At 65.4% G+C, this 22,860-nt stretch carries 22 protein-coding genes and 3 pseudogenes; 10 read left to right on the forward strand and 15 right to left on the reverse strand.

Translation table 11 applies throughout. From position 1 onward, the window contains the following. Positions 1 to 15 precede the first annotated feature (15 nt). The 3 genes from HMPREF0591_RS19820 (at position 16) to HMPREF0591_RS19830 (ending at position 3,557) form a co-directional block, all read left to right on the forward strand. Positions 16 to 1,170, forward strand: coding sequence for an acyl-CoA dehydrogenase family protein (locus HMPREF0591_RS19820; protein ID WP_005086601.1), 1,155 nt, complete (start codon positions 16 to 18; stop codon positions 1,168 to 1,170). A gap of 26 nt (positions 1,171 to 1,196) precedes the next feature. Beyond that, entirely contained in the window at positions 1,197 to 2,750 is a 1,554-nt protein-coding gene (locus tag HMPREF0591_RS19825) for an acyl-CoA synthetase (RefSeq protein ID WP_005086603.1), read from the forward strand. A gap of 213 nt (positions 2,751 to 2,963) precedes the next feature. Further along, positions 2,964 to 3,557, forward strand: a complete 594-nt coding sequence (locus tag HMPREF0591_RS19830) for a TetR/AcrR family transcriptional regulator (protein WP_005086604.1) — start codon at positions 2,964 to 2,966, stop codon at positions 3,555 to 3,557. On the opposite strand, the pseudogene HMPREF0591_RS19835 reads toward HMPREF0591_RS19830, so the two are convergent. From HMPREF0591_RS19835 to HMPREF0591_RS19885, 11 genes and pseudogenes are all read right to left on the reverse strand, one after another. Continuing rightward, positions 3,554 to 5,282, reverse strand: a pseudogene (locus HMPREF0591_RS19835) (acyclic terpene utilization AtuA family protein). The gene HMPREF0591_RS19830 and the pseudogene HMPREF0591_RS19835 overlap by 4 nt on opposite strands. Then, positions 5,279 to 6,091, reverse strand: coding sequence for a TIGR03084 family metal-binding protein (locus HMPREF0591_RS19840; RefSeq protein WP_005116473.1), 813 nt, complete (start codon positions 6,089 to 6,091; stop codon positions 5,279 to 5,281). The pseudogene HMPREF0591_RS19835 and the gene HMPREF0591_RS19840 overlap by 4 nt, the downstream one beginning before the upstream one ends. Before the next feature lies 1 nt (position 6,092). Further along, positions 6,093 to 6,860 carry an enoyl-CoA hydratase/isomerase family protein gene (locus HMPREF0591_RS19845; RefSeq protein WP_005086608.1) on the reverse strand — a complete coding sequence of 256 codons (768 nt, stop codon included), beginning with the start codon at positions 6,858 to 6,860 and terminating at the stop codon, positions 6,093 to 6,095. A 43-nt stretch (positions 6,861 to 6,903) separates the two neighbouring features. Then, a complete protein-coding gene (locus HMPREF0591_RS19850; protein WP_005086609.1) occupies positions 6,904 to 7,374 on the reverse strand; it encodes a hotdog family protein in 471 nt (156 codons plus the stop codon). Beyond that, positions 7,371 to 7,862: an FAS1-like dehydratase domain-containing protein gene (locus HMPREF0591_RS19855; RefSeq protein ID WP_005115562.1), complete on the reverse strand. Its 492-nt coding sequence runs from the start codon at positions 7,860 to 7,862 to the stop codon at positions 7,371 to 7,373. The genes HMPREF0591_RS19850 and HMPREF0591_RS19855 overlap by 4 nt, the downstream gene beginning before the upstream one ends. Positions 7,863 to 7,894: 32 nt before the next feature. Continuing rightward, the gene (locus tag HMPREF0591_RS19860) at positions 7,895 to 8,320 is read right to left on the reverse strand and encodes a dihydroxy-acid dehydratase (protein ID WP_005086611.1); all 426 of its coding nucleotides are present in this window, start codon (positions 8,318 to 8,320) and stop codon (positions 7,895 to 7,897) included. Next, positions 8,317 to 8,775, reverse strand: a complete 459-nt coding sequence (locus HMPREF0591_RS19865) for an FAS1-like dehydratase domain-containing protein (protein WP_005086612.1) — start codon at positions 8,773 to 8,775, stop codon at positions 8,317 to 8,319. The genes HMPREF0591_RS19860 and HMPREF0591_RS19865 overlap by 4 nt, the downstream gene beginning before the upstream one ends. Further along, complete coding sequence (locus tag HMPREF0591_RS19870; RefSeq protein WP_005086613.1) at positions 8,768 to 9,811, reverse strand: LLM class flavin-dependent oxidoreductase; 1,044 nt, start codon at positions 9,809 to 9,811, stop codon at positions 8,768 to 8,770. Before HMPREF0591_RS19870 ends, HMPREF0591_RS19865 begins: the two co-directional genes overlap by 8 nt. Further along, on the reverse strand, positions 9,808 to 10,245 hold the full coding sequence (locus HMPREF0591_RS19875; protein WP_005061010.1) for a Zn-ribbon domain-containing OB-fold protein: 438 nt from the start codon (positions 10,243 to 10,245) through the stop codon (positions 9,808 to 9,810). Before HMPREF0591_RS19875 ends, HMPREF0591_RS19870 begins: the two co-directional genes overlap by 4 nt. Beyond that, positions 10,242 to 11,409 (reverse strand): annotated as a pseudogene (locus HMPREF0591_RS34570) (thiolase family protein). The gene HMPREF0591_RS19875 and the pseudogene HMPREF0591_RS34570 overlap by 4 nt, the downstream one beginning before the upstream one ends. A 282-nt stretch (positions 11,410 to 11,691) precedes the next feature. Continuing rightward, positions 11,692 to 12,696, reverse strand: a complete 1,005-nt coding sequence (locus tag HMPREF0591_RS19885; protein WP_005086614.1) for a helix-turn-helix domain-containing protein — start codon at positions 12,694 to 12,696, stop codon at positions 11,692 to 11,694. A gap of 114 nt (positions 12,697 to 12,810) precedes the next feature. On the opposite strand from HMPREF0591_RS19885, the gene HMPREF0591_RS19890 reads away from it, so the two are divergent. From HMPREF0591_RS19890 to HMPREF0591_RS19900, 3 genes are read left to right on the forward strand one after another with little or no spacing between them, the layout of a single operon-like run. Continuing rightward, a complete protein-coding gene (locus tag HMPREF0591_RS19890; RefSeq protein ID WP_005086615.1) occupies positions 12,811 to 13,131 on the forward strand; it encodes a 2Fe-2S iron-sulfur cluster-binding protein in 321 nt (106 codons plus the stop codon). 30 nt (positions 13,132 to 13,161) lie between these two features. Then, complete coding sequence (locus tag HMPREF0591_RS19895; protein WP_005086616.1) at positions 13,162 to 14,550, forward strand: cytochrome P450; 1,389 nt, start codon at positions 13,162 to 13,164, stop codon at positions 14,548 to 14,550. After that, entirely contained in the window at positions 14,547 to 15,746 is a 1,200-nt protein-coding gene (locus HMPREF0591_RS19900; RefSeq protein WP_005086617.1) for an NAD(P)/FAD-dependent oxidoreductase, read from the forward strand. The genes HMPREF0591_RS19895 and HMPREF0591_RS19900 overlap by 4 nt, the downstream gene beginning before the upstream one ends. A 16-nt stretch (positions 15,747 to 15,762) precedes the next feature. Here the strand turns inward: HMPREF0591_RS19900 and HMPREF0591_RS19905 are convergent, their stop codons facing one another. The 4 genes from HMPREF0591_RS19905 to HMPREF0591_RS19920 all read right to left on the reverse strand — a co-directional run bounded on the left by HMPREF0591_RS19905 (position 15,763) and on the right by HMPREF0591_RS19920 (position 18,482). Further along, complete coding sequence (locus HMPREF0591_RS19905) at positions 15,763 to 16,344, reverse strand: TetR/AcrR family transcriptional regulator (RefSeq protein ID WP_005116470.1); 582 nt, start codon at positions 16,342 to 16,344, stop codon at positions 15,763 to 15,765. 90 nt (positions 16,345 to 16,434) lie between these two features. Beyond that, positions 16,435 to 17,346 carry an alpha/beta fold hydrolase gene (locus tag HMPREF0591_RS19910; RefSeq protein ID WP_005086619.1) on the reverse strand — a complete coding sequence of 304 codons (912 nt, stop codon included), beginning with the start codon at positions 17,344 to 17,346 and terminating at the stop codon, positions 16,435 to 16,437. Next, positions 17,346 to 17,783, reverse strand: a complete 438-nt coding sequence (locus HMPREF0591_RS19915; RefSeq protein ID WP_005086620.1) for a PaaI family thioesterase — start codon at positions 17,781 to 17,783, stop codon at positions 17,346 to 17,348. The genes HMPREF0591_RS19910 and HMPREF0591_RS19915 overlap by 1 nt, the downstream gene beginning before the upstream one ends. Before the next feature lie 45 nt (positions 17,784 to 17,828). Further along, on the reverse strand, positions 17,829 to 18,482 hold the full coding sequence (locus HMPREF0591_RS19920; RefSeq protein WP_369816234.1) for a TetR/AcrR family transcriptional regulator: 654 nt from the start codon (positions 18,480 to 18,482) through the stop codon (positions 17,829 to 17,831). A gap of 84 nt (positions 18,483 to 18,566) precedes the next feature. Between HMPREF0591_RS19920 and HMPREF0591_RS19925 the strand changes: the two genes are divergently transcribed. The 4 genes and pseudogenes from HMPREF0591_RS19925 to HMPREF0591_RS33180 all read left to right on the forward strand — a co-directional run. Then, positions 18,567 to 20,060, forward strand: coding sequence for an acetyl-CoA acetyltransferase (locus tag HMPREF0591_RS19925; RefSeq protein WP_005110545.1), 1,494 nt, complete (start codon positions 18,567 to 18,569; stop codon positions 20,058 to 20,060). Beyond that, positions 20,057 to 21,157 (forward strand): zinc-dependent alcohol dehydrogenase, encoded by a 1,101-nt coding sequence (locus HMPREF0591_RS19930; RefSeq protein WP_005086624.1) that lies wholly within the window; start codon positions 20,057 to 20,059, stop codon positions 21,155 to 21,157. Before HMPREF0591_RS19925 ends, HMPREF0591_RS19930 begins: the two co-directional genes overlap by 4 nt. A 34-nt stretch (positions 21,158 to 21,191) precedes the next feature. Continuing rightward, positions 21,192 to 21,770, forward strand: coding sequence for a carboxymuconolactone decarboxylase family protein (locus HMPREF0591_RS19935; protein ID WP_005086626.1), 579 nt, complete (start codon positions 21,192 to 21,194; stop codon positions 21,768 to 21,770). Between the two features lie 579 nt (positions 21,771 to 22,349). Continuing rightward, a pseudogene (locus HMPREF0591_RS33180) lies at positions 22,350 to 22,860 on the forward strand (hypothetical protein); the annotation flags it as partial.

Below are 22,860 nucleotides of genomic sequence, written 5' to 3' on the forward strand. Positions count from 1 at the left end.
GATGTGAGGAGTGTCATGGAATTGCACGAGACAGAGGAACGTCAGGACCTGCGCAAGGCGGTCGCCGAGATCGCCAAGGACTTCGGACACGAGTACTACCTGGAAAAATCGCTGGCCGGCGCGAAGAGCACCGAGCTGTGGCAGGCCGTGGGCAAACAGGGCTTCCTCGGGGTGAACCTTTCCGAGCAGTACGGCGGCGGCGGCGGCGGCATCTACGACATGCAGATCGTCGGTGAGGAGCTCGCCGCGGCGGGCTGCCCGCTGCTGATGACCGTCGTCTCGCCAACCATCTGCGGCACGATCATCCAGGCATTCGGCAGTGAGGAACTCAAGCAGCAGTGGCTGCCGGGCATCGCCAGCGGCGAGACGATCATGGCATTCGCAATCACCGAGCCGGACGCGGGCTCGAACTCGCACAACATCTCCACGACCGCGAAACGCGACGGCGACGACTGGGTCATCAACGGCACCAAGTACTACATCTCCGGTGTCGACGAAGCCGAAGCGATCCTGGTCGTCACCCGAACGTCTACCAACGACAGTGGTCGCGGACTACTCAGCCTGCTCGTCGTGCCCACCGATGTCCCCGGGCTCACCAAGTCACTCATCCCGGTCCAGGCGGTCACTCCAGAGAAGCAGTTCACTCTATTCTTCGATGACGTCCGCGTGCCGGCCGCCAACCTTATCGGCACGGAGAACGAGGGCCTGCGCCAGGTCTTCATGGGCCTGAACCCGGAGCGAATCATGGGGGCAGCGCTCGGCAACGGCATCGGCCGTTACGCGCTGGATAAAGCCGCCGATTACGCCCGCAACCGCCACGTGTGGGGAGCGCCGATCGGCTCGCACCAGGGCGTATCGCACCCCCTCGCCCACGCCAAGATCCAGGTCGAGCTGGCCCGGTTGATGACCCAGCGTGCCGCCGCCCTGCACGACGCCGGCGATCCGGGGTCGGGTGAGGCGTCGAACATGGCGAAATATGCCGCAGCCGAGGCGGGCATCCTGGCGCTCGACCAGGCGATTCAGACCCACGGCGGCAACGGCATGGCCACCGAGTACGGCCTCGCCACGTTGTGGGGTCCGGCCCGGCTCATGCGCACCGCGCCGATCAGCCGCGAAATGATCCTCAACTTCGTGGCGCAGCACAGCCTGAAACTGCCCGCGTCCTACTGAGTCGCCGCGGACGGAAAGGGAATCGCATGCAACTCGGCATCGGTCAGTGGGTGACCCGGCGCGCCTTCCTCAACGGCGGGCGCACCGCGTTGATCAGCAACGGCGCGCACATCACCTACGCCGACCTCGATCGGCGCACCAACCAGGTCGCCGCCGCACTCATCGCCCTCGGCGTGCGCAAGGGCGATCGGGTCGCGATGCTGCTGGTCAATTCGACCGAGTTCATCCAGGTGCTGCTGGGCTGCGCCAAAATCGGCGCACTTGCAGTTCCGCTCAACGTGCGCCTTGCCGGACCCGAGATCGGCTACATCCTGGCCGACTCAGGCGCCGATGTTCTGGTCTTCCACGAGCCGTTCGCCGCGCAGGCCAAGAGCGCCGTCACCGAGTCCGGAGTCCGCGTGCGCCATGTCGTACGCGCCGGTGGGGCGCCGGCGCCGGGCGAGCTCGGCTACGAAGACGTCGTCTCGGGCGCCGCGCCCGAACCGCTCAACGGTGACGTCGACGGCAGCGACCCCGCGTTCATCATGTACACGTCGGGGACGACGGGCCGACCCAAGGGCGCGATCCTCACCCACGACAACCTGCTATGGAACGCGATCAACGTCCTCGGCACCGACATCGGCCTGCGGGGCGAGGACGTCACCGTCGCGGTGGCGCCGTTGTTCCACATCGGCGGGCTGGGAGTACACACCCTGCCGCTGCTCTACGTCGGCGGCACCAGCGTCATCATGCCGTCCTTCGAGCCGCGAGCTACGCTGCAGGCGATGGCCGACCACCACGTCACGGTTCAGTTCATGGTGCCGGCCATGTGGACCGCTCTCACACAGGTGTCCGACTTCGACTCCTTCAACCTGTCTGCGCTGCGTTTCGCCATGGGCGGCGGGTCGCCCGTCCCCCTCACGGTCATCGACTTCATGCGCGAGCGAGGCGTGCCCTTCACCGAGGGCTTCGGCATGACCGAGACCGCTCCCCTGGTGACCGTCCTCGACGCCGAGAACATCAGCACGCGGGCCGGGTCGATCGGCCGCGTCGCGATGCATGTCGACGCCCGCATCGTCGACGACGACGACCGCGACGTCGCGACCGACACCGTGGGCGAACTGATCGTGCGCGGTCCGAATGTGTTCACCGGCTACTGGATGAAGGCCGATTCGAGCGCCGAGGCGTTGCGCGGGGGCTGGTTCCACACGGGCGATCTCGGGCGCATGGACGCGGAGGGCTTCATCACCCTCGTCGACCGCAAGAAGGACATGATCATCTCCGGCGGCGAGAACGTCTACCCGATCGAGGTCGAGCAGGTCCTCTTCCGCCACCCGGCGGTGTTCGACGCCGCCGTGATCGGCGGTAAGGACGCGAAGTGGGGCGAACGCGTCGTCGCGGTCGTGGTTGCCGACCCGGCGACGCAGGCGCCGAGCGCCGAGGAGATCGTGGCGTGGTGCCGGGAGCGGCTGGCACACTTCAAGTGTCCGCGTGACGTGCACTTCGTCGCCGAACTGCCGCGCAACGCCACCGGCAAGCTGCTCAAGACCGAGCTGCGCGCGCAGTTCACGGGCATCGAGGGCGGAGTCGTTTTGCGCTGAGTCGTGCCGCTGCACATCGCGGGTTCGGAGCAGGGCCCCTAAATCATGAACTGAGAAAAGGATCGACAGCATCGGCGGGGGCTAGCGGTTTCGTTCACCTCCCTCGATTCGGTGCGGCGGGTGCCGACGCAGGCAACCCCAGCGTCGGTAGGATCCCAGCCCAGCGGATCGGACGGCGAACAACGTAACCACAAATCGACAGGAGGCCTGAAAGTGGCCGGTTTGCGCCGCAAACTGCTCCTCGAGGCCGCCGCCGACCTGTTCGCGCGGCAAGGCTTTCACGCCGTGGGCATCGACGACATCGGTGCCGCAGCAGGGGTGAGCGGGCCGGCCGTCTACCGGCACTTTCAGAACAAGGACGCGATCCTTCGCGAGTTATGCGACGCCGCCATGACTGAGCTGCTGGCCGGCGCCCGGCGCGCCACCACGGCCGGCACACCGACGGAGGTCCTGCACGCCCTTGTCGACCTGCACGCGGCCTTCGGCGCGCGACGACGCGGCCTGTTGGCCGTCTACGCCCGCGAGCACCGCTCGCTGTCGCCGCTGGCGACCCGTGCCCTGCGACGCCGACAGCACAGCTACGAGTCCTTTTGGGTCGAGGCACTCGTACGAGCACGGGGCGATCTGGACCGTGAGCGCGCACAGGGCCTGGTCGCCGCCGTGCTGTCATTGCTCAACGCGTCCGCGTACATGCCGGCGTCGCTGGACGACGCGACGATTGAGGCGATGCTGGCCGCCGCGGCCGTTGCGGCGCTGTTCAGCCGCGCGGTTACACAGCAGGTAGACGGCGCCCCGCACCGGATTTAGTGTGTGTCGAGCAGCGACTGGGGAATGTCCACCATGCGGGACCGCACGTATTCCCCGAGCCCCTTGGCCTGTGCGTCCAGCCGGGTCGAGGAGGCCACCCCGTCACCGAGCAAGCCGTGCACCACCACGTTGAGGGCGCGCAGGTTCGGCAGTTCGAAGCGCTCCATGGGCAGGTGCGCCGTCTCCGGCCCGAGCAGAGTGCGCAGCCGCTCGACGCTGAGGTAGTCACGCGCCCACGCGTACCCAGGGTCATCCCGTGCCCACAGGCCGAGGTTAGCGTTGCCGCCCTTGTCTCCGGACCGCGCGCCGAGTACCGACCCGAGCGGCGCGCGACGTGTCGGCCCGGACGGCACTGGCAGCTTCGCGAGCGCGGCGATCCTAGCCGGCGGGACGGCACCGGTCGGCGGGTCGGGGATCTCGTGCCGTGTGCCGTCGGCGTCGACGAGTACGTGCGTGAGGGCCGACCGCGCTACGTAGGCCGGCCGGTAGACGCCGAAGGCGGTCTCCGAGGACGGTGGCGTGGTGGTGTGGAAGCCGGCGAAACCAGCCAGGGCGATCTCCATGACCCCCCCCCCCGGAGAAGGCTCGGCCCACCTTGCGCGGGTCGGCGTCCTTCACCGTCACACGCAGGTGCGCGCAGGCTTGCTCGTTCGTCGGTGCGTCGGAGACGTCGAAACGCAACAGCCTCACGTCGACTTCGTCGAAGGCGTCGCGTCCGCCGAGAACGTCGAAGAGCTGCTGTTCGGCGAAAGCCGCCTTGGCCCCGATGTCGAGGCCGGTGAGCACCATGGTCATTGTGTTACGGAAGCCGCCCACCTCATTCAACGCCACCTTCAACGTGTCCGGCGGCGGACTGCCTTTCGTACCGCTGATCGCGACGCGGTGCTCACCCTGTTGAGCCAGCCGGATGGTGTCGAAGTGGGCGACGACGTCGGGGCCGAGGTAGGCAGGTTCAGCGGTCTCGTAGAGCAGCTGGGCGGTGACCGTGCCGACTGAGACCAGTCCCCCGGTGCCGGGATGCTTCGTGATCACCGAAGAGCCGTCCTCGGCGACCTCGGCGATCGGAAACCCCGGGTAGCGGCGGTCCGTGATCTCGTCCAGGAACGCGTAGTTGCCGCCCGTCGCCTGAGGGCCGCACTCGATCACGTGCCCGGCGACGACCGCGCCCGCGAGCCGATCCCAGTCGGCGGGTGCCCAGGCGTGCCACCAGGCGGCTGGACCGACGACCAGGGATGCGTCGGTGACCCGGCCGGTCACGACGACGTCGGCGCCCGAACGCAGCGCCTCGGTGATGCCCCAGGCGCCGAGGTACGCGTTGGCCGATACCGGTTTGATGTCGCCGACGGGCGGCGTGATTGCGTGGAGGTCGCCACGTAGGTCGTCGCCCTCGACGTGAGCGACGCGCGCGGTGAGGCCGAGACGGGCGGACAGCTCGCGCAACGCGGCGGCCAAGCCGGCGGGATTCAGCCCGCCCGCGTTCGCGACGACCTTGATGCCATGATCGAGACAGGTGCCCAGCACCTGTTCCATTTGGGTGAGGAAAGTCCGCGCGTACCCGCCGGACGGGTCTTTGGCCTGGGCCTTGGCCAGGATGAGCATGGTCAGCTCGGCCAGATAGTCACCGCACAGGACGTCGATCGGTCCGCCCTCGACCATCTCGCGGGCTGCGGCGATGCGGTCGCCGTAAAAGCCGGAGCAGTTGCCGATGCGGACCGGGACGCTCACCGCTGACGCCCTGCAAACTGGCCCGCCACGCGCCCGCCGCCAGGGGGCCCCGCGAAGGCCTGGGCGATCGCGAGCCACTGGTCGGCCAGCGGGCCGTCGGCGACCAAAGCGGTGTCGTCGCGGTGGCGGCGTTGGGTGACCAACAGGCAAAAGTCGAGCGCCGGCCCGCTCACGCGGTTGGCCGCGTCGGCTGGCCCCCACGTCCAGACGCTGCCGTCCGGAGCGGTCAGCTCAACGCGTACCGGGTCCGCGGGCAGGTCCAGACCGTTGGCCAGGTAGCTGAACGCGCGTGCACCCACCCCGATGTGGGCCACGTGACGCAGCCGTGCCGTGGCCTCGCGGGTCGCGCCGAGCGCGTCGACGACGTCCTGGCCGTGCGCCCAGGTCTCCATGAGTCGCGCTGTCAGCGACGAGACCGCGCTCATCGGCGGCCCGAACCACGGCAGGCGGGTCGCCGGGTCAATGTCCGCGAACGCCGCAACGAGGGCGGCACGCGACGTGTCGAACCACGCGAGCAGGTCGGCAGCCGGCATTTGACGGTAGCGCTCGGCGATGACGTCGGGTGAGATGGCTCCGTCGGCCATCATCGGCAGGTAGTCGCTGCTGAACCCGTCGGGGTCGGTGGCCGAGCGCACCGCGACGTCGTCGAAGAACGCCAGATGGCTGATCTGGTCGCGGATCGTCCAGCCCACGGCCGGAGTCGGCGCGTCCCAGCCGCGCGGACCTTCGGTCAGCGGCGCGACCAATCCGCGTAGGGCTGCCGTCTCCGCTTCGATGTCGGTGATAACCGACTGCATGCTCACCGCCATGTCAGTGTCCCTTCCACTGCGGCGCGCGCTTCTCGCGGAACGCCGCCGGGCCTTCCTGCGCGTCGTCGCTCAGATAGACCGGCTCCCATATCTCGTCGGCCAGGTCGTACGCGGCGGCGAGGTGGTGCTGCGCCGAGAGGTACACGGTGCGCTTGGACGCGAGCACGGACAGCGGTGCGTTCGCGGCGATGCTGAGCGCCAACTGCTGGGTACGCTCGCGTAACTGATCGGCCGGCACCACCTCATTGACCAAGCCGACCTGGTGGGCGCGCGCGGCGGTGATCGGGTCGCCGGTCAGCAGGATTTGCATGGCAACGCGCGGGGGCACCAGCCACGACAGGGGTGTCGCCCACGGCGAACCGCGGCCGACCTTGACCTCGCTGACGGCGAAGGTCGCGTGTTCGGCGGCCACGACCAGGTCGCACTGCTGCGCGAGCAGGAAGCCCCCGGCGAACGCGACACCGTTGACGGCCGCGATCGTCGGCTTCGCGACATCGATGTTGCGGCCGAACTGCGGAGCGAAGTCCTTCGGGGGCACCTTGAGCGCGTTCTGCGCCATCTCCTTCAAGTCCCCGCCGGCGCAGAACGCCTTATCGCCCACGCCGGTGAGGACGAGCACCTTCGCCGCGTCGTCGTCATTGAAGCGGAGTACCGCGTCGATAAGCCCCGTGCGCACAGCGTTGTTCAGCGCGTTGCGCGCCTCGGGCCGGTTGATCGTCAGCCAGGCCACGCTGTCGACGACCTCGTAGCGAATCGGTTGCTCGGCCACCGAGCCTCCGTCCCTCACCGTCGTCTCGCATGTGAGTGGCAGTTCACCCCGGCACCTCGACAAACGGGTCGGCCAGCTCAACGGTGGCTTCACTCGGCACGCACGGACCATCTTCGCTCGAGACGAGCAACTCGAGGTCGACGAGGCGCCGTCCGCCATCGTCGCGTTTGGCCACGACCTTGCCGCTCAGGGTCGCGGTCTGGCCCGGGTAGATCGACCGGATCATTGAGATTCTGCGGCGCCGGATGAGCGCGTCGGGTCCGGCCCATTCGTTGAGGCCGCGGTCGATGAAGCCATGGAAGAAGAGGGTTGACAGGTAGATTGTGCGCTGGCCCTGGCTGCGCGCGTAGTCGGGGTCGTGGTGACCGGGGAACCAGTCCCATGTCGAAGCCGCGTTCATGCAGATGCGCTTGTAGCTGATCTCGATCGAGACGGGCGTCAGGGTGTCGCCGACGGCGATGTCCTCGAACCGCACGGGGAAGCGGACCATGCTGTGCTCGGTGGATCCGTTCATGATGCGCCTTCACTATCGGCGGTGTCGTATCGGAAGAGCACGTTGGTGTTGCGGCCGATGACCTCACCGTGCTGGTCGGAGAACGTACTCACCGTGGTGATGAACACGCCGGTGCCCACCCGCGTCGTCTTCGGCTCGGAGATCGAGGCGATCTCCTCCACGATCGACACGTGATCGCCTACCCGGGGCCGGCGTTCGAACTCCGTCGTCGTCGAGGCGTTGATGATGTGGTGGCCCGGCAACGGGACGCTGAGCGCGAACATCATGTCGGCACGCGCTAGGTACCCGGGCACCCACTGCGGCGCGAAGCCGAGGCTCATCAGCAGCCCGGGCGGGCAGTCCTCACCCTCCCAGTAACGGGGGTTCGCGTCCTCGACGAGCGAGCAGTAGTACAACACCATCGAGCGGTCGATCGGGAACCACGCACGCCGCGGTTCGGAGCGATGACCGACCCACGCCCGGCCTTCGTCGAAGGTCCCGAATGTCATCCCGAGGCCGGTGACGTCGCTCGTTGGCGCGCTCACCGGGCCACCTGCACGACGGCGCTCCCCTTTATCGCGGGTTCGCCGGACTGGCGCGTGACCACGAGTTCGAGGTCTGCCACCTGCTGCCCTCCGGCCTCGCGCACGCCGGTGACCCTGCCGCCGAAGCTGAGCAGGTCACCGGGCCATACCTGACCGGTGAACCGGATGCGGAACGAGCGGATGTTGGCCAGCCCCACCCAGGCGGTCAGCCGCTGGGCGAGCACACCGCCGTGCAGCAGTCCCATACCGAACACACCGGGCATGCCGGCCGCGCGGGCGAACTCCTCGTCATGGTGGATCGGGTTGAAGTCGCCGCCGGACCCGGCGTAGCGGACGATGTGCGAGCGCGTCAGCGGGCCGAACTGTGAGCTCGGCATCTCGTCGCCGGCGGCCAACGCCACCGGCGCGGGGGATGTCGTCATTGGGTGGAGCCTCCGGTTTCGATCAAGACGTCGGTCTGGCGCACGACGAGTTCGTCGCGCTGGTTGGTGAAGTCGGTCTCGATCGTCACGATTGTCATGGTGCCGCCGCGCTTGCCCTCGCGGCTGGTCACGTTCGACACCCGACGCGTCTCGGTGAGCTCGTCGCCGACGACCACCGGCGCGAAATACTCCCAGCCGCACTCACCGTGCAGTACGCGTCGCAGGTCGAGCCCGAGGGCGCCGAACATGTCGTCGTCGGCGCGCCAGTGAGCCGAGGAGACGACGAAGGTCGGCGGAGCGGGGATCGCGCCGAAGCCGGCGGCGCGGGCCGCTGCGGCGTCCTGGTAGATCGGGTCGTGGTCGTCGAGGGACAGCGCGAACTCGCGCACTTTGGACCGGTCGACGGGAAATGTGGTGCTCCCGAGTTGCGTCCCGATGAGCGATGCGTCAGCCACTCTGGTCACCTTTCCCGCCGGCGAAGGCCGGTGCACAATCGCGAATGAGGCTGCCTAGGTTCTCGGCGATGCGCTCGGGCGCGAGGCCGATCGAGGGTGAGTAGAGAACGATGTGGTCCAGCACGCCCTCGTAGCGGCGCAGCCCTTCTCGGACCTCGGCGGCGGTGCCGGCCACCGCCATCGCGTCGATCATGTCGTCGGTGACGGCTGCGAACATGGCCGGCAGGTCACGCCGCGCGAACGCGTCGCGAATCGCCGCCCCCTGCCTGGCGAAGCCGCTCACATCGAGAACGTGTTCGTAGGTCTTCACCGAGGAGTAGAACGCGATCTGCTGCGCGGCCTCACGGCGTGCGATCTGTGGGTCGTCGTGCACCGCGCAGATGACCATCGAGACGATCTCAATGTCGGCGGGATCGCGTCCGGCCCGCTCCGCACCGCGCACGACGGCTGGGCGGGCGACCTCCTCGACGTAGGTCGTGGTGAATAGCGGATGACCGGCCAACCCGTCGGCGACGCGCCCTGCCACCTCGCACATCCGCGGACGCACGCCCGCGGTGATGATCGGGATGGCCCGCTGCGGCGGCGCGACGTCGCCGGTCGGGACGAGATTCATCCGATAGAAGCGACCCTCATGGCGCACGGGGCCCTCGTGCAGGTTCCAGATCCGACGCACGAGCGGGACCAGCTCCTCCATGCGCAGAGCGGGAGCGGAGGTGTCCTCCACGCCGTGCCAGTCGCTCATCATGCGGCGTGTGCCGTTGCCGAGCCCGAGCACGACGCGCCCGCCTGAAAGCTCGTCGAGGTCACGCGCCTCGGTGGCGAGCACGAGCGGGCTGCGCCCGACGCCATACAGGATCGACGACCCGATGCGGCAGCGCTTTGTGCGCGCGGCCATCGCGGCCATCGAGATCGAGCCGGAGCGCGAGTAGAACTCCGAGGCCCAGGCGGCGTCGAAGCCGGCGAGGTCGGTAGCCTCGGCGGTCTCGACAAGGGTGGCCAAGTCCGCGCCGAGCACCGAGACCCCGTACGTGCTCACGACGCCGCCGGCCTGAATCGGACCAGCCCAAGGTCCTCGTTCACCCGCTCGAACACTGCGCGCACTCTTGCGCCGATCGCAACTTCATCGGGGGCCACGCCCTCGAGACTGGCCAACAACTGCGGCCCCTCGTCCAGACGAACGAGCACGACGACGTACGGCTCGCTGCGCGGGAACGAGTCCCACGGGGGGCGGTACACCGGCGCGAAACTGACGATCTCACCAGTACCCGCCGCGGTCTCCCAGGCCAACTCACCGTCATGGCAGACGGGACACACCAGCCGCGGGTAGAGGAACGGGTGGCCGTTCGCGCACCGCTGGAAGACGAGTACGCCGCGGGCCGCTGCTGCGAAGTAGGGACGGTTGACATCGGTCAGCGGCGGCAGCGCCTCAGGATCGTGCAGACCGTCGAGGGAACTCGAAGCTGCGGTCATGACGCTCCCTCCATCACCATGCTGACGTGACTGCACAGCATCGAGCCGTAGCTGTGCACGAACGCGGTGTCCGCCCCGAAGACCTGACGGCCCTCGGCGCGACCGGGACAACTGCCAATAACCCTCGAGGATCTGCGAAATGCCAGAGGAGGTCCCGGTGTGCCCGAACCGGATCAGGCCGCCGTCGGTGTTCACCGGAAGGTCGCCCCCCGGATCGGCGCGGCCGTCACGGTAGAAATCGCCTGCCCCGCCGGGCTTCACGAAGCCCGCCTCCTCCAGGATCATCGCCGGGTTTGAGGCGAAGGCGTCGTAGAGCAAGGCGATGTCGATGTCGGCCGGCGCCCGTCCGGAGCGCTCGAAGGCCATCGGACCCGAACGGGCGGCCCCGGTACGACCCGGGCGGGCCAGCGAGGTCAGAAAACCGTGGGTGTGACCCTCTCCAAACCCGAGCAGGTGTACCGGCCGGTGTTTGCCCGCGCGAGCCCGGCGGGCCGAGCCCAGCACGAGCGCGCCACCGCCCTCGCAGGGAATCGAGCAGTGGTAGAAGTGGAACGGCCCGGCGATCGGGCGGGACGCCAGCACGTCCTCCACAGTCAGGCGTTGTGAGCGGTGCGCGATCGCCGCGGGATTCAGCGCGGCCCACCGGTCCTGCGACGCGGTGACCTCGGCGATGTCCGCCTTGCCCTGTCCCGTCTCGTGCATCCAGGCCTGCGCGATCAAACCGTACAGCGCCGGCACGGAGGGTCCGTAGGGCATCTCGAACGCGTGGTCACACACCAGCGCCATCAGTTCGCGCCCGCCATCGCGGATCGGTGGAAACTTGCCCGCCGACACGACCAGCACCGTCTCGGCCTCGCCCCGGGCGATGACGTTACTCGCCATGCGCGTCATGGCCAGATGGGTCCCGCCGCCAAGCTGACAGGTCATCTGAAGTTTCAGGTTGTGCAGCCCGAGATAGTCCATGAGGTCCTCGGACAGGAAGATCGAACCCTCGTTCGTCATCGGCCCGGCGCACACGAGACCGTCGACCTCGTCTGGGACCACCCCTGCGTCGGCGAGAGCCGCGACCGCGGCGCGCACATGCAATTCAGTGGAGGTGTACGGAACGTTTCTTCCTGGAGCGACTTCGGCGGCACCGATGATGGCCGGCTGGTCGTGTGGCATCCGGACTCCTTCCGACCACGCGTTCAACGCCGGTCCCGACGTGAACGACGGTTAGCATAGCGTGACTAGGGGGTCCGCGTCACCCCCGGCCCGCACCCGCCGCCAGCGCGGTATGGATTCTCTGGATGTCGTTGCGCCTCTTCCCAAGAGGGTGCTGCGATGACCGAAACCCGCGCCGATCGTGTCGTTTCTCGACGATGTCCAGGTGACAGATGAGGCCGATCGCGAAGCCCGCTGGTTCCGGTGGACGCCCGGCACGCGCCCGGGCGGAACTTTGCGCGCTCAGTCGCGCGTTTTTCTGAAGTGGCGCGGTGACCGACCGGTCCACCGTTTGAACGCATGTGTGAAGTTCGTGAGGTCCGCGTACCCGAGTTCTGCCGCGATCTCGCTTACAGACACCGATCTGTCGAGAATTCGCAGAATTGCTCGCTCCTGCAAGAACGACTGACGTAATTCTCGAAAGGTGGTCCCCTCTTCGCGCAGGCGCCGCTTCAACGTGCTCGGGGATATCGAGAGCTCGCCCGCCGTCCGGCTGATGTTCGTTTTTCCGGGATCTTTCTCGAGCAGGTCCCTTACTTTTTCGGAGACCGACGTGTCACGTCGTTGATCGAGAGTTCGCTGCAAATCGGTGACGGCAATCCGGTACGCCACAGGATCGGAGAATCGACAGACCTCCTCCAGCGTAGCCGCGGGAACGTGGACGAACGAGCTGGGGGCGTCGAAGAAGATCCGACCCGCCAACACTTCGTCATGAAGAACCCACGACTCCGGCGCTGAATGACTCAGATGCAGTTCAATATTCGGTACGGCACCCGCGAGCATGTCGAGCAGACGCAACAGCGCCAGCCCACCGTAGGTGACGGCCAGGCAGTTCAGGCCCGCGTCACCGGTGCGACCGGTGAGCCCGATCGTGAGGCCGCGTTCCGTCGAATGGAACGACGGGCTGAGGGCTGTGGTGATCACCGGCAGATAAGCAAGCAACTCGACAACCTCGGCTACCGAGCCCGCGCTGACCAAGGGAACACTGAGTGCCCCAAAGGACGTCAGTTTGGCGTGTTCAGCGAACGCGAAACCCAGACGGGTTCCCTGATCACAATCGAAATCGGAATATATCTCCCTGAACCACCGTAAGGGGACCTGCGCGTCGCGGCCCACCAACATCGACTCGGTGACGTGCTCGCGAACCATGATGCTGCGCAGCGCAATGCTGGCGTCATGCCCCAGCGCCTCACTGTCCAGCATCTGCAGGAAAGCCAGCGCTGGCATACCCGAGTCGTCGAGTTTCACGTGCCTCCCTGCGCGTGAGCTAAAAACACAACTCTTTGACTCCTGCGAGTCTAGCGACGCTGGTCACGCGCGACAACACTAAAAAGAGAAGTTCCAGATTGAGGAGAGTTAATCATGGCAGTCGTCACCTTCGTCTCTCATGACGGCGAGAAGTACGAAGCCCCCTTGGCCGAAGGGCAGTCCTTGATGCAGATTGCGGTCAATAACGCGGTGCCCGGCATCGACGGCGATTGCGGAGGGGAAGCCGCATGCGGAACATGCCACGTGATCGTCGCTCCCGAGTGGTCGGACACGGTGGGACTCTGCGGCGCCAACGAAGAGGAGATGCTCGCGATGAACCCCGAGCGTCAGCGGACGTCGAGGCTGTCCTGCCAGATGGCCGCCTCCGAGGCATGGGATGGCTTGACGGTCGAGCTACCTGAGTTCCAGCTCTGAAACAACGTCATGGATTTGGAGGAAACAATAATGAGTATTCCCGCGGCAGTGGCCGCCAAAGCCCAGTCTGCCGTGCCTCTGGAGCTGCAAATCCGCGGCGCACACCTCTACGACAAGACACGTCGGTGGGTAACCGGAACCAATGGTAAGAAGATCTTCACCGAGACGCCCATTCCTCCGGTCGAGGACGTCGATATCGCCGACATCGATCTCAGCAACCCGTTCCTCTACCGCCAAGGCCGCTGGAAGTCCTACTTCGAACGCGTGCGCAACGAGGCGCCGGTGCATTACCAGGCTCGCAGTCCGTTCGGCCCGTTCTGGTCGGTGACCCGCCACGCGGACATCATCGCCGTCGACAAGAACCACGAGGCTTTCTCCGCAGAGCCGTTCATCATCATCGGGAGACCGCCTCGTTTTATGGACATCGCCATGTTCATCGCGATGGATCCGCCACAACACGACTTGCAGCGCGCTTCCGTCCAAGGGGTTGTCGCGCCGAAGAACCTGCGCGAGATGGAGGGGCTGATCCGCTCGCGTGTCCAGGAAGTGCTGGACGATCTACCGGTGGATCAGCCGTTCAATTGGGTGCACCACGTCTCCATCGAACTGACAGCGCGCATGCTCGCGACCCTGCTGGACTTCCCGTACGAGCAGCGGCACAAGCTCGTGGAATGGTCGGACCTCGCCACCTCCATGGAGCAAGCCAATGGCGGTCCTTCCGACAACGACAGAGTGTTTCGTGGCATGGTCGACATGGCGAAGGGGCTCAGCGCTCTCTGGCATGACAAGGCGGCCCGTACCGCCAACGGGGAGCGACCGGGCTTCGATCTGATCACGATGCTGCAGGCCAACGAGGACACTAAGGATCTCATCGACCGCCCGATGGAATTCCTCGGCAATTTGGTATTGCTGATCGTCGGGGGAAACGACACGACTCGCAACTCGATGAGCGGAGGGGTTCTCGCCTTGAACCAGTTCCCCGATCAGTTCGAGAAGTTGAAGGCGAACCCTGACCTGATTCCCAACATGGTGTCCGAGATCATTCGCTGGCAGACCCCGTTGGCGTACATGCGCCGAGTCGCGAAAAAAGACATCATGTTGAACGGGCAATTCATCCGCAAGGGCGACAAGGTCGTGATGTGGTACGCCTCTGGTAACCGCGATGAGCGTGTCTTCGAGCGGGCCGATGAGTTGATCATCGATAGGAGCAACGCCCGCAATCACATCTCGTTCGGGTTCGGCGTGCACAGGTGCATGGGAAACCGACTTGCTGAGTTGCAGCTTCGAATCCTGTGGGAGGAATTGCTCCCTCGCTTTGAGAACATCGAGGTGGTCGGCGAACCCGAGTATGTGCAATCGAATTTCGTCAGGGGTATCAGCAAGCTGATGGTTCGCCTCACTCCCAGGCCGAGTGCATGACTCCCGAACGAGCGGTGATCGTCGGCGCGAGCCACGCCGGCGCGCAGTTGGCAGCTAATCTTCGAAGGGAGGGGTGGTCTGGGGAGGTCGTGCTCATCGGCGACGAGGGGGGACTGCCCTACCACCGGCCTCCGTTGTCGAAGGGATACCTGGCCGGCAAGAACGGCCTCGACGACCTCCTGATTCGCGGCGCTGATTTCTACGAAAAGCAGCACATTCGACTCTTGAATGCGACCGTGGAGGCGATCCACCGGAGTGCCAAGCGTGTGTCTCTGAGCACCGGCGACACGCTGACGTACACCAAGCTCGCGTTGTGCACCGGCGCAAGGGCCAGACGACTCCCCACACCAGGGGTGGATCTTCCCGGAATTCACTACCTGCGTACCGCTGCAGACGTCGAGTTGATCCGTGCCGCCGCCACACCGGGTCGGAGGGTTGTGATCGTGGGCGGCGGTTACATCGGGTTGGAAACGGCGGCCTCGCTGTGTTCGCTCGGCATGAACGTCACCGTCCTCGAGGCAACCGAGCGTGTACTCGAAAGGGTCACCGCGCCGGAGGTTTCCGCGTTTTACACGCGAATCCACCGCGGCGAGGGAGTGGAGATCCGAACACACGCCCTCGTCGAAGCCTTCTCCGGTAACGGTGGGGTGCAGGAGGTCGTGCTGGCTGACGGCGAATCGATCCCCGCCGACTTGGTCATCGTCGGCGTCGGTGTGGTGCCGAACACCGAGCTCGCCTCGGCCGCAGGATTATCCGTCGACAACGGCATCGTGATCGACGACCAGGCCCGCACCAGCGACCCCGACATCGTGGCCGCCGGCGACTGCACGAGCCACACCATGGCTCGATACGGCTCGCGTATTCGTTTGGAATCCGTATCGAGCGCCGGCGAGCAGGCCAAGATCGCTGCGGCGACAATCTGCGGAAAACACAGCGCAATCGCTGCGCTTCCGTGGTTCTGGTCCGACCAGTACGATCTCAAACTCCAGATTGCCGGTCTCAACGCCGGATACGACGAACTGTTGCTCAGTGGTGACCCGTCGCGTGACCGTGACTTCAGCTGCTTCTACTTCCGCGAGGGCGAACTCATCGCCGCCGACTGCGTCAATCGTCCTCGCGATTTCATGTCCAGTAAGCGGGCCATCAGCCAGCAGCTCCGAGTTGACCGCTCAGAGCTCCTCGCCGGCTCGATCTGACACGAGAGCTTGCTGGCTACAAACTGTGGACAACTCCCAGGTACCTGAGTGCTACGCGGGAGATCCGCTCACCGGTGGTGGCGATGTCCGCGGCGGGGAGTACAACATGACTCACTGTCAGTCGCACCAGAACATCTGCGACCTCCTCAACGTCTTCGGGATCGAGATCGTCGAAGTGGTCGTTAAACCACGTGATCAGAGCCGCGGAGCAGAGCTGAAGCAGGGAAGCCGACGTCGGCAGAAGAGGTAGGACTCCAGTAGACGACGAGCCACCGCGATCATTCCCCGAAGCGTTGGACGTCAGAACTGCCTTGAGGAGCGGGCTGTCTTCTGCTTCACAGAGGGTGAATTGCACCGCTGCGGTGATGCCGCCCCGCACGTCGCCCACGTGTTCGGCAAGGACGGCAAGAATGCCTTCCATAAAGCGCTGGCCCTCCGACACCACAAGCGCGTCGCCGAGCCCCTGTTTGTCGCCGAACTCTTTGTACAACGTCGGGCGGGAGACGCCGACCGATTCGGCAACCTCGCTCATCCGGACCTGATCCCAGCCCTTCTCGATGGCGAGTTCTCGTGTCGCCCTCAAAACCTTTTCGCGCACATGCCGGCGGAAAGACACCCGCACTGGTTCAGTTGGCATAGGAGCAGGATAGGCGCCAGCCCTACATGGGCAGTCAACCGACAGCAGGGTTCATATGGTCCTGTCGAGGAATTCGACGACCGCCGTCGAGAATGCGTCGTTGTTGTCGCCGGCAATCATGTGTCCCGCGCCCGACACGTCAACGGTTTGCGCGTGCGGAACGACGGTCAGGAAATGCCTTACTGTCTCTTCGGAGACGATGTCAGATAGTAGGCCCCGGACCAGCAGCGTTGGCGCGGACACCTGCCGCGCACCATCGAGAAGGAAGGCGCTCATCATCTCGAAGTACTCAGCGCCCTCGTCTGGATCACCCTGCAGGAACTGGAAATTCGACGTCACGAAGGCTGGATCCCATCGCCAGGACCAGCGACCGTCTTCGCGACGGGCGAGGACTTTTCGGAGCCCGTCGAGGTTTTCGGGGCGAGGGCGGTGCGGGTTGTAGGCGGCGATCACGTCAGCGGCCGACTCTAGGCTGTCGAAACCTTCGGGGTGTGCCGACATGAACGCTACGACTCGTCGGGCGCCGTCCATCTCCATTCTCGGAGTGACGTCAACCAGCACGACGGCCTGCCATAGATCCGGCGGGGCGAGCAAGTGTGTTCCGAGAATGGTCAACCCGCCCAGAGATGCGCCGATCGCGGCGACGGGGCGGCCGGAATCGGCGTATGAGCGCACGGCCAATAGGTCGGACCCCAGCCGGTCCATGTCGTAGCGTCCGTCGGGGTCCCAGTCGCTGTCCCCGTGTCCCCTGGTGTCGTACGCGGCCACCGTGTATCCCCGCTGGTGCAGGCGTTGGGCGGTGACGTCCCAGGCGTGTCGGCTTTGACCGCCGCCGTGAAGGAGCAACACGACCGCCCGCGGTGCGTCACAGTGGTAGAGGTCGACGGCCAGCGCCAGCCCGTCTGCCGTGGGCACGCGCTCGACCACAGGAGCCGACGAATCGCCTGTTCTCTTTGCCGACATCAGGAGCTCGTCTTCGGTGCGACGACGGTGACGGTTCCCTGGGCCGCACACACCGCTCTGCCGTCGTTGCAGATGTCGATCCGCGCCACCCCGCTGGTTCTGCCCAGCGCGATGATCTCAGCTGTGGCTACACAGGTGCCGCTGGAGACCGGACGAAGCAGATTCAGTTTGAACTCCGTTGTCGCGACCCAAGATCCCAGTGGAATCACGGGATAAAACACCACGCCGAGGCAGTGGTCGACCATGGCCGATAAGCAGCCCCCATGCAGGTTGCCGAACGGCGTCTTCAGGTCGTCGCGTGCGTCCATCTCCGCGACGAGCCGTCCCGCAGCGAATTCGGTGTGACGGAAGCCGAGGTAACCGGCCAACCCGCCCGTGGTTTCTGCTGCGCTCTTGAGTTGCTCAGCGACCTGTTCGTTGAACGTGGTGAATTGCACAGGCCCTCCTACCTCATCTGCCGTCGAGACATTACTCCATAGATGTCACATCGGTCGAGCGTGGTCACCCGCCAGGATCGCCGGAAGGAGAAACCTCGACAGAAACGCCCGGAGTCCGTCACGACTGCGCTCCCGCGGCCCTCGAACAGTCAGCAGGCTCAGTATCGTGCGGACAACCCACTCGGCGGCGTCGTCGACGGAGACGCCCGGTTCCACGCAACTCCAGTGTCTGGTGAAGATGGGACGCAGAAATTCGGTGACGATTTCGAAGAGGGACGTCGAGGTCCCCGCCGCGAGACCCACGCCGGCTAGTTCCTCGTCGCTGCCGAACAACAATCCGATGATCTCTTCGCGGCGCGCGGCCTCAACCGTGTATTCCACGAAGTCGACGAGCGCGGAGCCCAGGTCGGCGTGCGCCGCGATCCGCGGGCTGATGCGGTCGAGATAGCGCTCGGCGGCGCGAATGATGACGCCCGACATCACCGCCTCCCGACTGGGGAAGTAGCGATACACCGTTGCCCTGGACACACCCGCTGTTCTGCCGATGTCCTCCATAGTCGTGCCCACCACACCGCAACTCTCGAGGCACCGCTCGGCAGCATCGAGCAACCGGTCGCGAGCGGACCCACGATCTGTCGGCGCGGCGGCGCCCCATCTCAACAACCTCGTCGACACACAGCCAGTATGCCGCGCGCGCACACCATTGTGACTTGCCCACGCACATGACACCATCGCAGTTATGTCTCAAGTCAGCCCCGTGGCCCTGAGCGGATGCCGATGCCGATGTTGGTAGAAGCGCGTACCCCGGTTGTCGTCGGCGTGGGCGAAGTTACCCATCGCGGGAACGACTTCGTGGACCCGATCGACTTGGCGGTAGAAGCCGCACGCCGCGCGGTCAAAGACGCAGGTCGCCCGGTCGAGCGGCGCATCGACACCGTCGCGACTCCCGGCATCCTGGTCATACCGCGCGACAATCCCGCCAGCAGGATCGCCGAAGCGATGCACATCAGTCCCGCCCGCCGCATCAGCTGTCCCGTCGGCGGAAACACCCCGCAGTATCTCGTCGAGGTGTTGGGTGGCGAAATACGCGAAGGCCGTGCAGATGTCGTCCTGGTCGTCGGGGCGGAGAGCGGGCATTCCGCACGCAAGCTTCAGGGCAGGGCACTTCTCGACTCGCCGCCCCCACCCCGCTCCGGCGACGAATCCCTGGGCGACGCCCGCCCCGGGCTGAGTCAAGCCGAATTGTCGGTGGGTCTGAGTTGGCCGCACGAGGTGTATCCCATCTTCGAGTCCGCGATCGCCGCGCGCCACGGCCGCGACTTCGATGCTCAACGGGAGTGGCTGGGCACGCTGATGGCACCGTTCACAGCCGAGGCGGCACGCCATCCGGAACAGGCCTGGTTCCCACGCGCACGAAGTGCCACCGAACTCAGCGAAGTCACCGCGGAAAACCGCATGGTCTGCTTGCCCTATCCCAAGTTGCTCAACAGCATCATGTCCGTCGACATGGCTGCCGCCTTCATTCTCATGGCGGCCGAGGTGGCGGACGAATTGGGCGTCGCGCGCGATCGTTGGGTCTTTCCCTGGTCAGCAGCGACTTGCAACGACGTGTACTTCCCCGTGGAACGGCCGGACCTCAGTCGCTCATCGGGTATCGAGGTAGCGGCACGGAAGGCTCTCAATGCGGGGCGGTTGACCATCGACGACATCCGGTGGTTCGATCTCTACTCCTGCTTCCCGTCGGCAATTGAGATGACTGCCGAGGCTCTCGACTTGGACCCCCTCGACGACAGAGGCCTCACAGTAACCGGAGGCCTGCCGTATCACGGCGGTCCCGGAAACAATTACGTCAGCCACTCGATCGTTGAGATGGTCCGACGGTGTAGACGCGACCCAACCGATGTCGGACTCGTCACCGGCCTCGGGTGGTATTCGACGAAGCATTCGGTCGGTCTGTGGTCGGCCACCCCGCCACCAACCGGGTGGCGACTGCTCGACACGGCGGTCGAGCAAGCTCAGATCGATTCATCGAGGTTGGGTGTCGCAGGCGTCGACGAGGCGACCGGTTGCGCGACAGTGGACGGATACACCGTCGTCTACGACCGAGACGGGCAACCTCGATGGACTCCGATCATCGCGCACCTGTCCGACGGGCGAAGAGTCGTCGCACGCAGCGACGATCCGCAGATTGCCGAGGCGATGGGCGGGGAAATGTATGTAGGTAAAACGGTGTGCCTCCGAAACACAGGGTCGTTCACCGGATTCGAGCTTCCATGATCGCCGAGGCGATGGTGCTGACCGGACCGCGGAGTCTGCAGCGGCGCCAGATGATCATCCCCGACGTCGGCGACCGGGGTGCGATCCTGCGAGTTGAAGCATGCGGTCTGTGCGGAACAGATCACGAACAATTCACCGGACACCTGCCTGCCGGCTTCTCATTCGTTCCAGGGCACGAAATCGTCGGCATCGTCGAACATGTCGGCGCTGCGGCCGGCCAACGCTGGGGTGTACAAGCCGGCCAGCGCGTGGCCGTTGAGGTGTTCCGGTCCTGCCGAGACTGCCCCGAGTGCCGCCGCGGCGAATACCGGCGGTGCGCGGTGAACGGCATCGCCACCATGTTCGGGTTCGTCGACGTGGAGATCGGCGCGGGCTTATGGGGCGGATACGCCACCCATGTGGAGCTTCCGTGGGACGCGATGCTGCTCCCGATTGCCGAAGACATGGACCCCGTTCTCGCCACGTTGTTCAACCCTCTCGGGGCCGGTATCCAATGGGGGGCGACTCTTCCCGACACCAAGGCCGGGGACGTCGTAGCGATCCTGGGGCCCGGCATCCGCGGAATCTGTGCGGCGGTGGCGGCCAAAGAGGCGGGAGCCGCGTTCGTCGCGATGACCGGCGTCGGCCCACGCGACGAACAACGACTGGCCATCGCCAGATCATTCGGTGTCGACCTGCCCATCGATGTATCGCAGGACGATGCAGCGACCGCGCTTCAGCGTGAGACAGGCGGACGGCTTGCCGACGTGGTCGTCGACGTCACCGCCAAAGCACCCTCCGCGTTCGCCGATGCCGTCGGCCTTGCCAGGCCCGGCGGCACAATTGTGGTGGCCGGCACCCGCGGAGGAGGCGGCGCGCCCCGGTTTGAACCAGACTTGTTGGTCTATAAAGAATTACACGTCGTAGGCGCACTCGGCGTGGAGTATCCCGCCTACCGGGCAGCCCTCGAGATTCTCGCCATGGGCCGCTGGCCGTTCGACCGGATCACCAGAGAATCAACCGGATTCGCTGGGCTCGCACAGCTGCTCACTTCGCTTGCAGATGAAAGTGCCCGATCAAGTGGGGCGCTCCACAACGTCTTTTTGCCCACGCCCTAACGGCGGTGCAGAGGTTCAACAGAGAGGGCCACCCGTGACCATGGCGGAACGCGTACCGATGCTCGACCGTGAGCAGGCCCAGCTGCGAGCTGCCGAATGTGGGTTGCCCGAAGAGTTGGCAGAGCTGTCGGTATTCCGCGTGGCACTTCATCAGCCGCGTGTGGCGGTTGCGCTGTATGGGCTGCTGGACGCGTTACTCTTCCGCGGTTCCCTTGACGCGCGGCTACGCGAGCTGGTCATCTTGCGCATCGGCTGGATCACTGGCTCCGAATACGAATGGACTCAACATTGGCGAATCGCCACACTGCTCGGCGTGCCTGAGCGTGATCTCCTCGCGGTGCGCGACTGGCAGAATTCCGAAAGCCTCGGGCCAGTCGAGCGTGCGGTCCTCGCAGCGACCGATGATGTGGTACGCGACGGGGTCATCTCCGAGGAAAACTGGGCTGGGTGCCAGAAGGCGTTCAATAGCGATCACGCGGTTTTGGTCGAACTTGTCGGAGCAATCGCCAATTGGCGGCTCTTTTCGATCCTGCTTCGATCTCTGAATATTCCGCTTGAGTCCGGTACCGACGGCTGGCCGCCCGATGGGCGAGCTCCTCGGCGTCGCGATTGAGCGAAAAAGGTGGACCGGTGCTTGACCGAAGCGGTCAGCGCCCCAATCGCCAGACCACGACCCGTGTCGTAGACGGACAAGTCCCCCCTCGGACACAATTTCTTAGCTACGCAGATTCAAAATCTGTCTGAACTGGTTTGAAGTGGGTGTCTGTGTTTGCTGATGCCGATTGGGCTTCGTGTTGACGGCGTGAACGGGATTCAGGCACCGAGAATGTGGGTCAACCTCGCGATGGGCAGTAACAGCGCGCCTCCCACAGATGCGCTTTGCGGGTGACCAGGACCTCCAGTATCGCCCCCGGCGACCCAGTTCCAGGCAGGTGGACAGTGGACGCCTAACGGATCAGGCCAGCCACTGGCGCTGTGCACGGGAGCGTTTTTTGGGAAAGCAGAAACAGATCAGCATGTCGGTGTCACGTGCTATCAGTACGCTGTGACTCTCGACGTGCCCAATGATGCACCCCTGCACCGCTTCATGCGGTACGTACGACCGCCTGCGGATCGAACCAGCGCACAACGTGAGGCTGGGCCACTGTTTCCACTCCGACCGAGTACACGCAAGCTACGCGTCGCCGTCGATGTGCAGACCTTGGGTGAGCCCACCCTGGAGCTGGTGCGAATCCTTGCTCGGGATGAGGAAGTCGAACCGCTTCTTCTCGTCCAGAACGACGAGTCGGAGCCCACGAGATGGATGCAGGCGCTCGGATGTCGCCGTTGGTACCAGTTCACATTCACGACGGTTACCGAGGCGCCGAAGTTCATGGACTCATCGACGGTCGGAGTTTCCGGCTACGAGGACGGCAGACGTACTTTGGCGACCTCCGGGCACTTCTTCAGCGTTTACGCACAGCTTGACGAAGCTGCCCGCTCTGGGTACTCCGACGACTCTGGAATCACTCTCGCGGATCGCCACCGTGCCGCAGCCCTAGCAAGCGCATCAGGGGCAACTGGGGCTGATGTCATCGTGACCGCTGCGCCCACCGCCGGACGGGATGATGTCGCTGACAACGATCTGGTCGTGAGCGTGACGCCGAGCCAATTGGTGCCGTTGTTCGGTCTTTACCTTCGAATGACGGGTAATCCCGTGCTAA

Origin of the sequence: Mycobacterium parascrofulaceum ATCC BAA-614, from assembly GCF_000164135.1 — a bacterium.
Classification (GTDB): Bacteria; Actinomycetota; Actinomycetes; order Mycobacteriales; family Mycobacteriaceae; genus Mycobacterium; species Mycobacterium parascrofulaceum.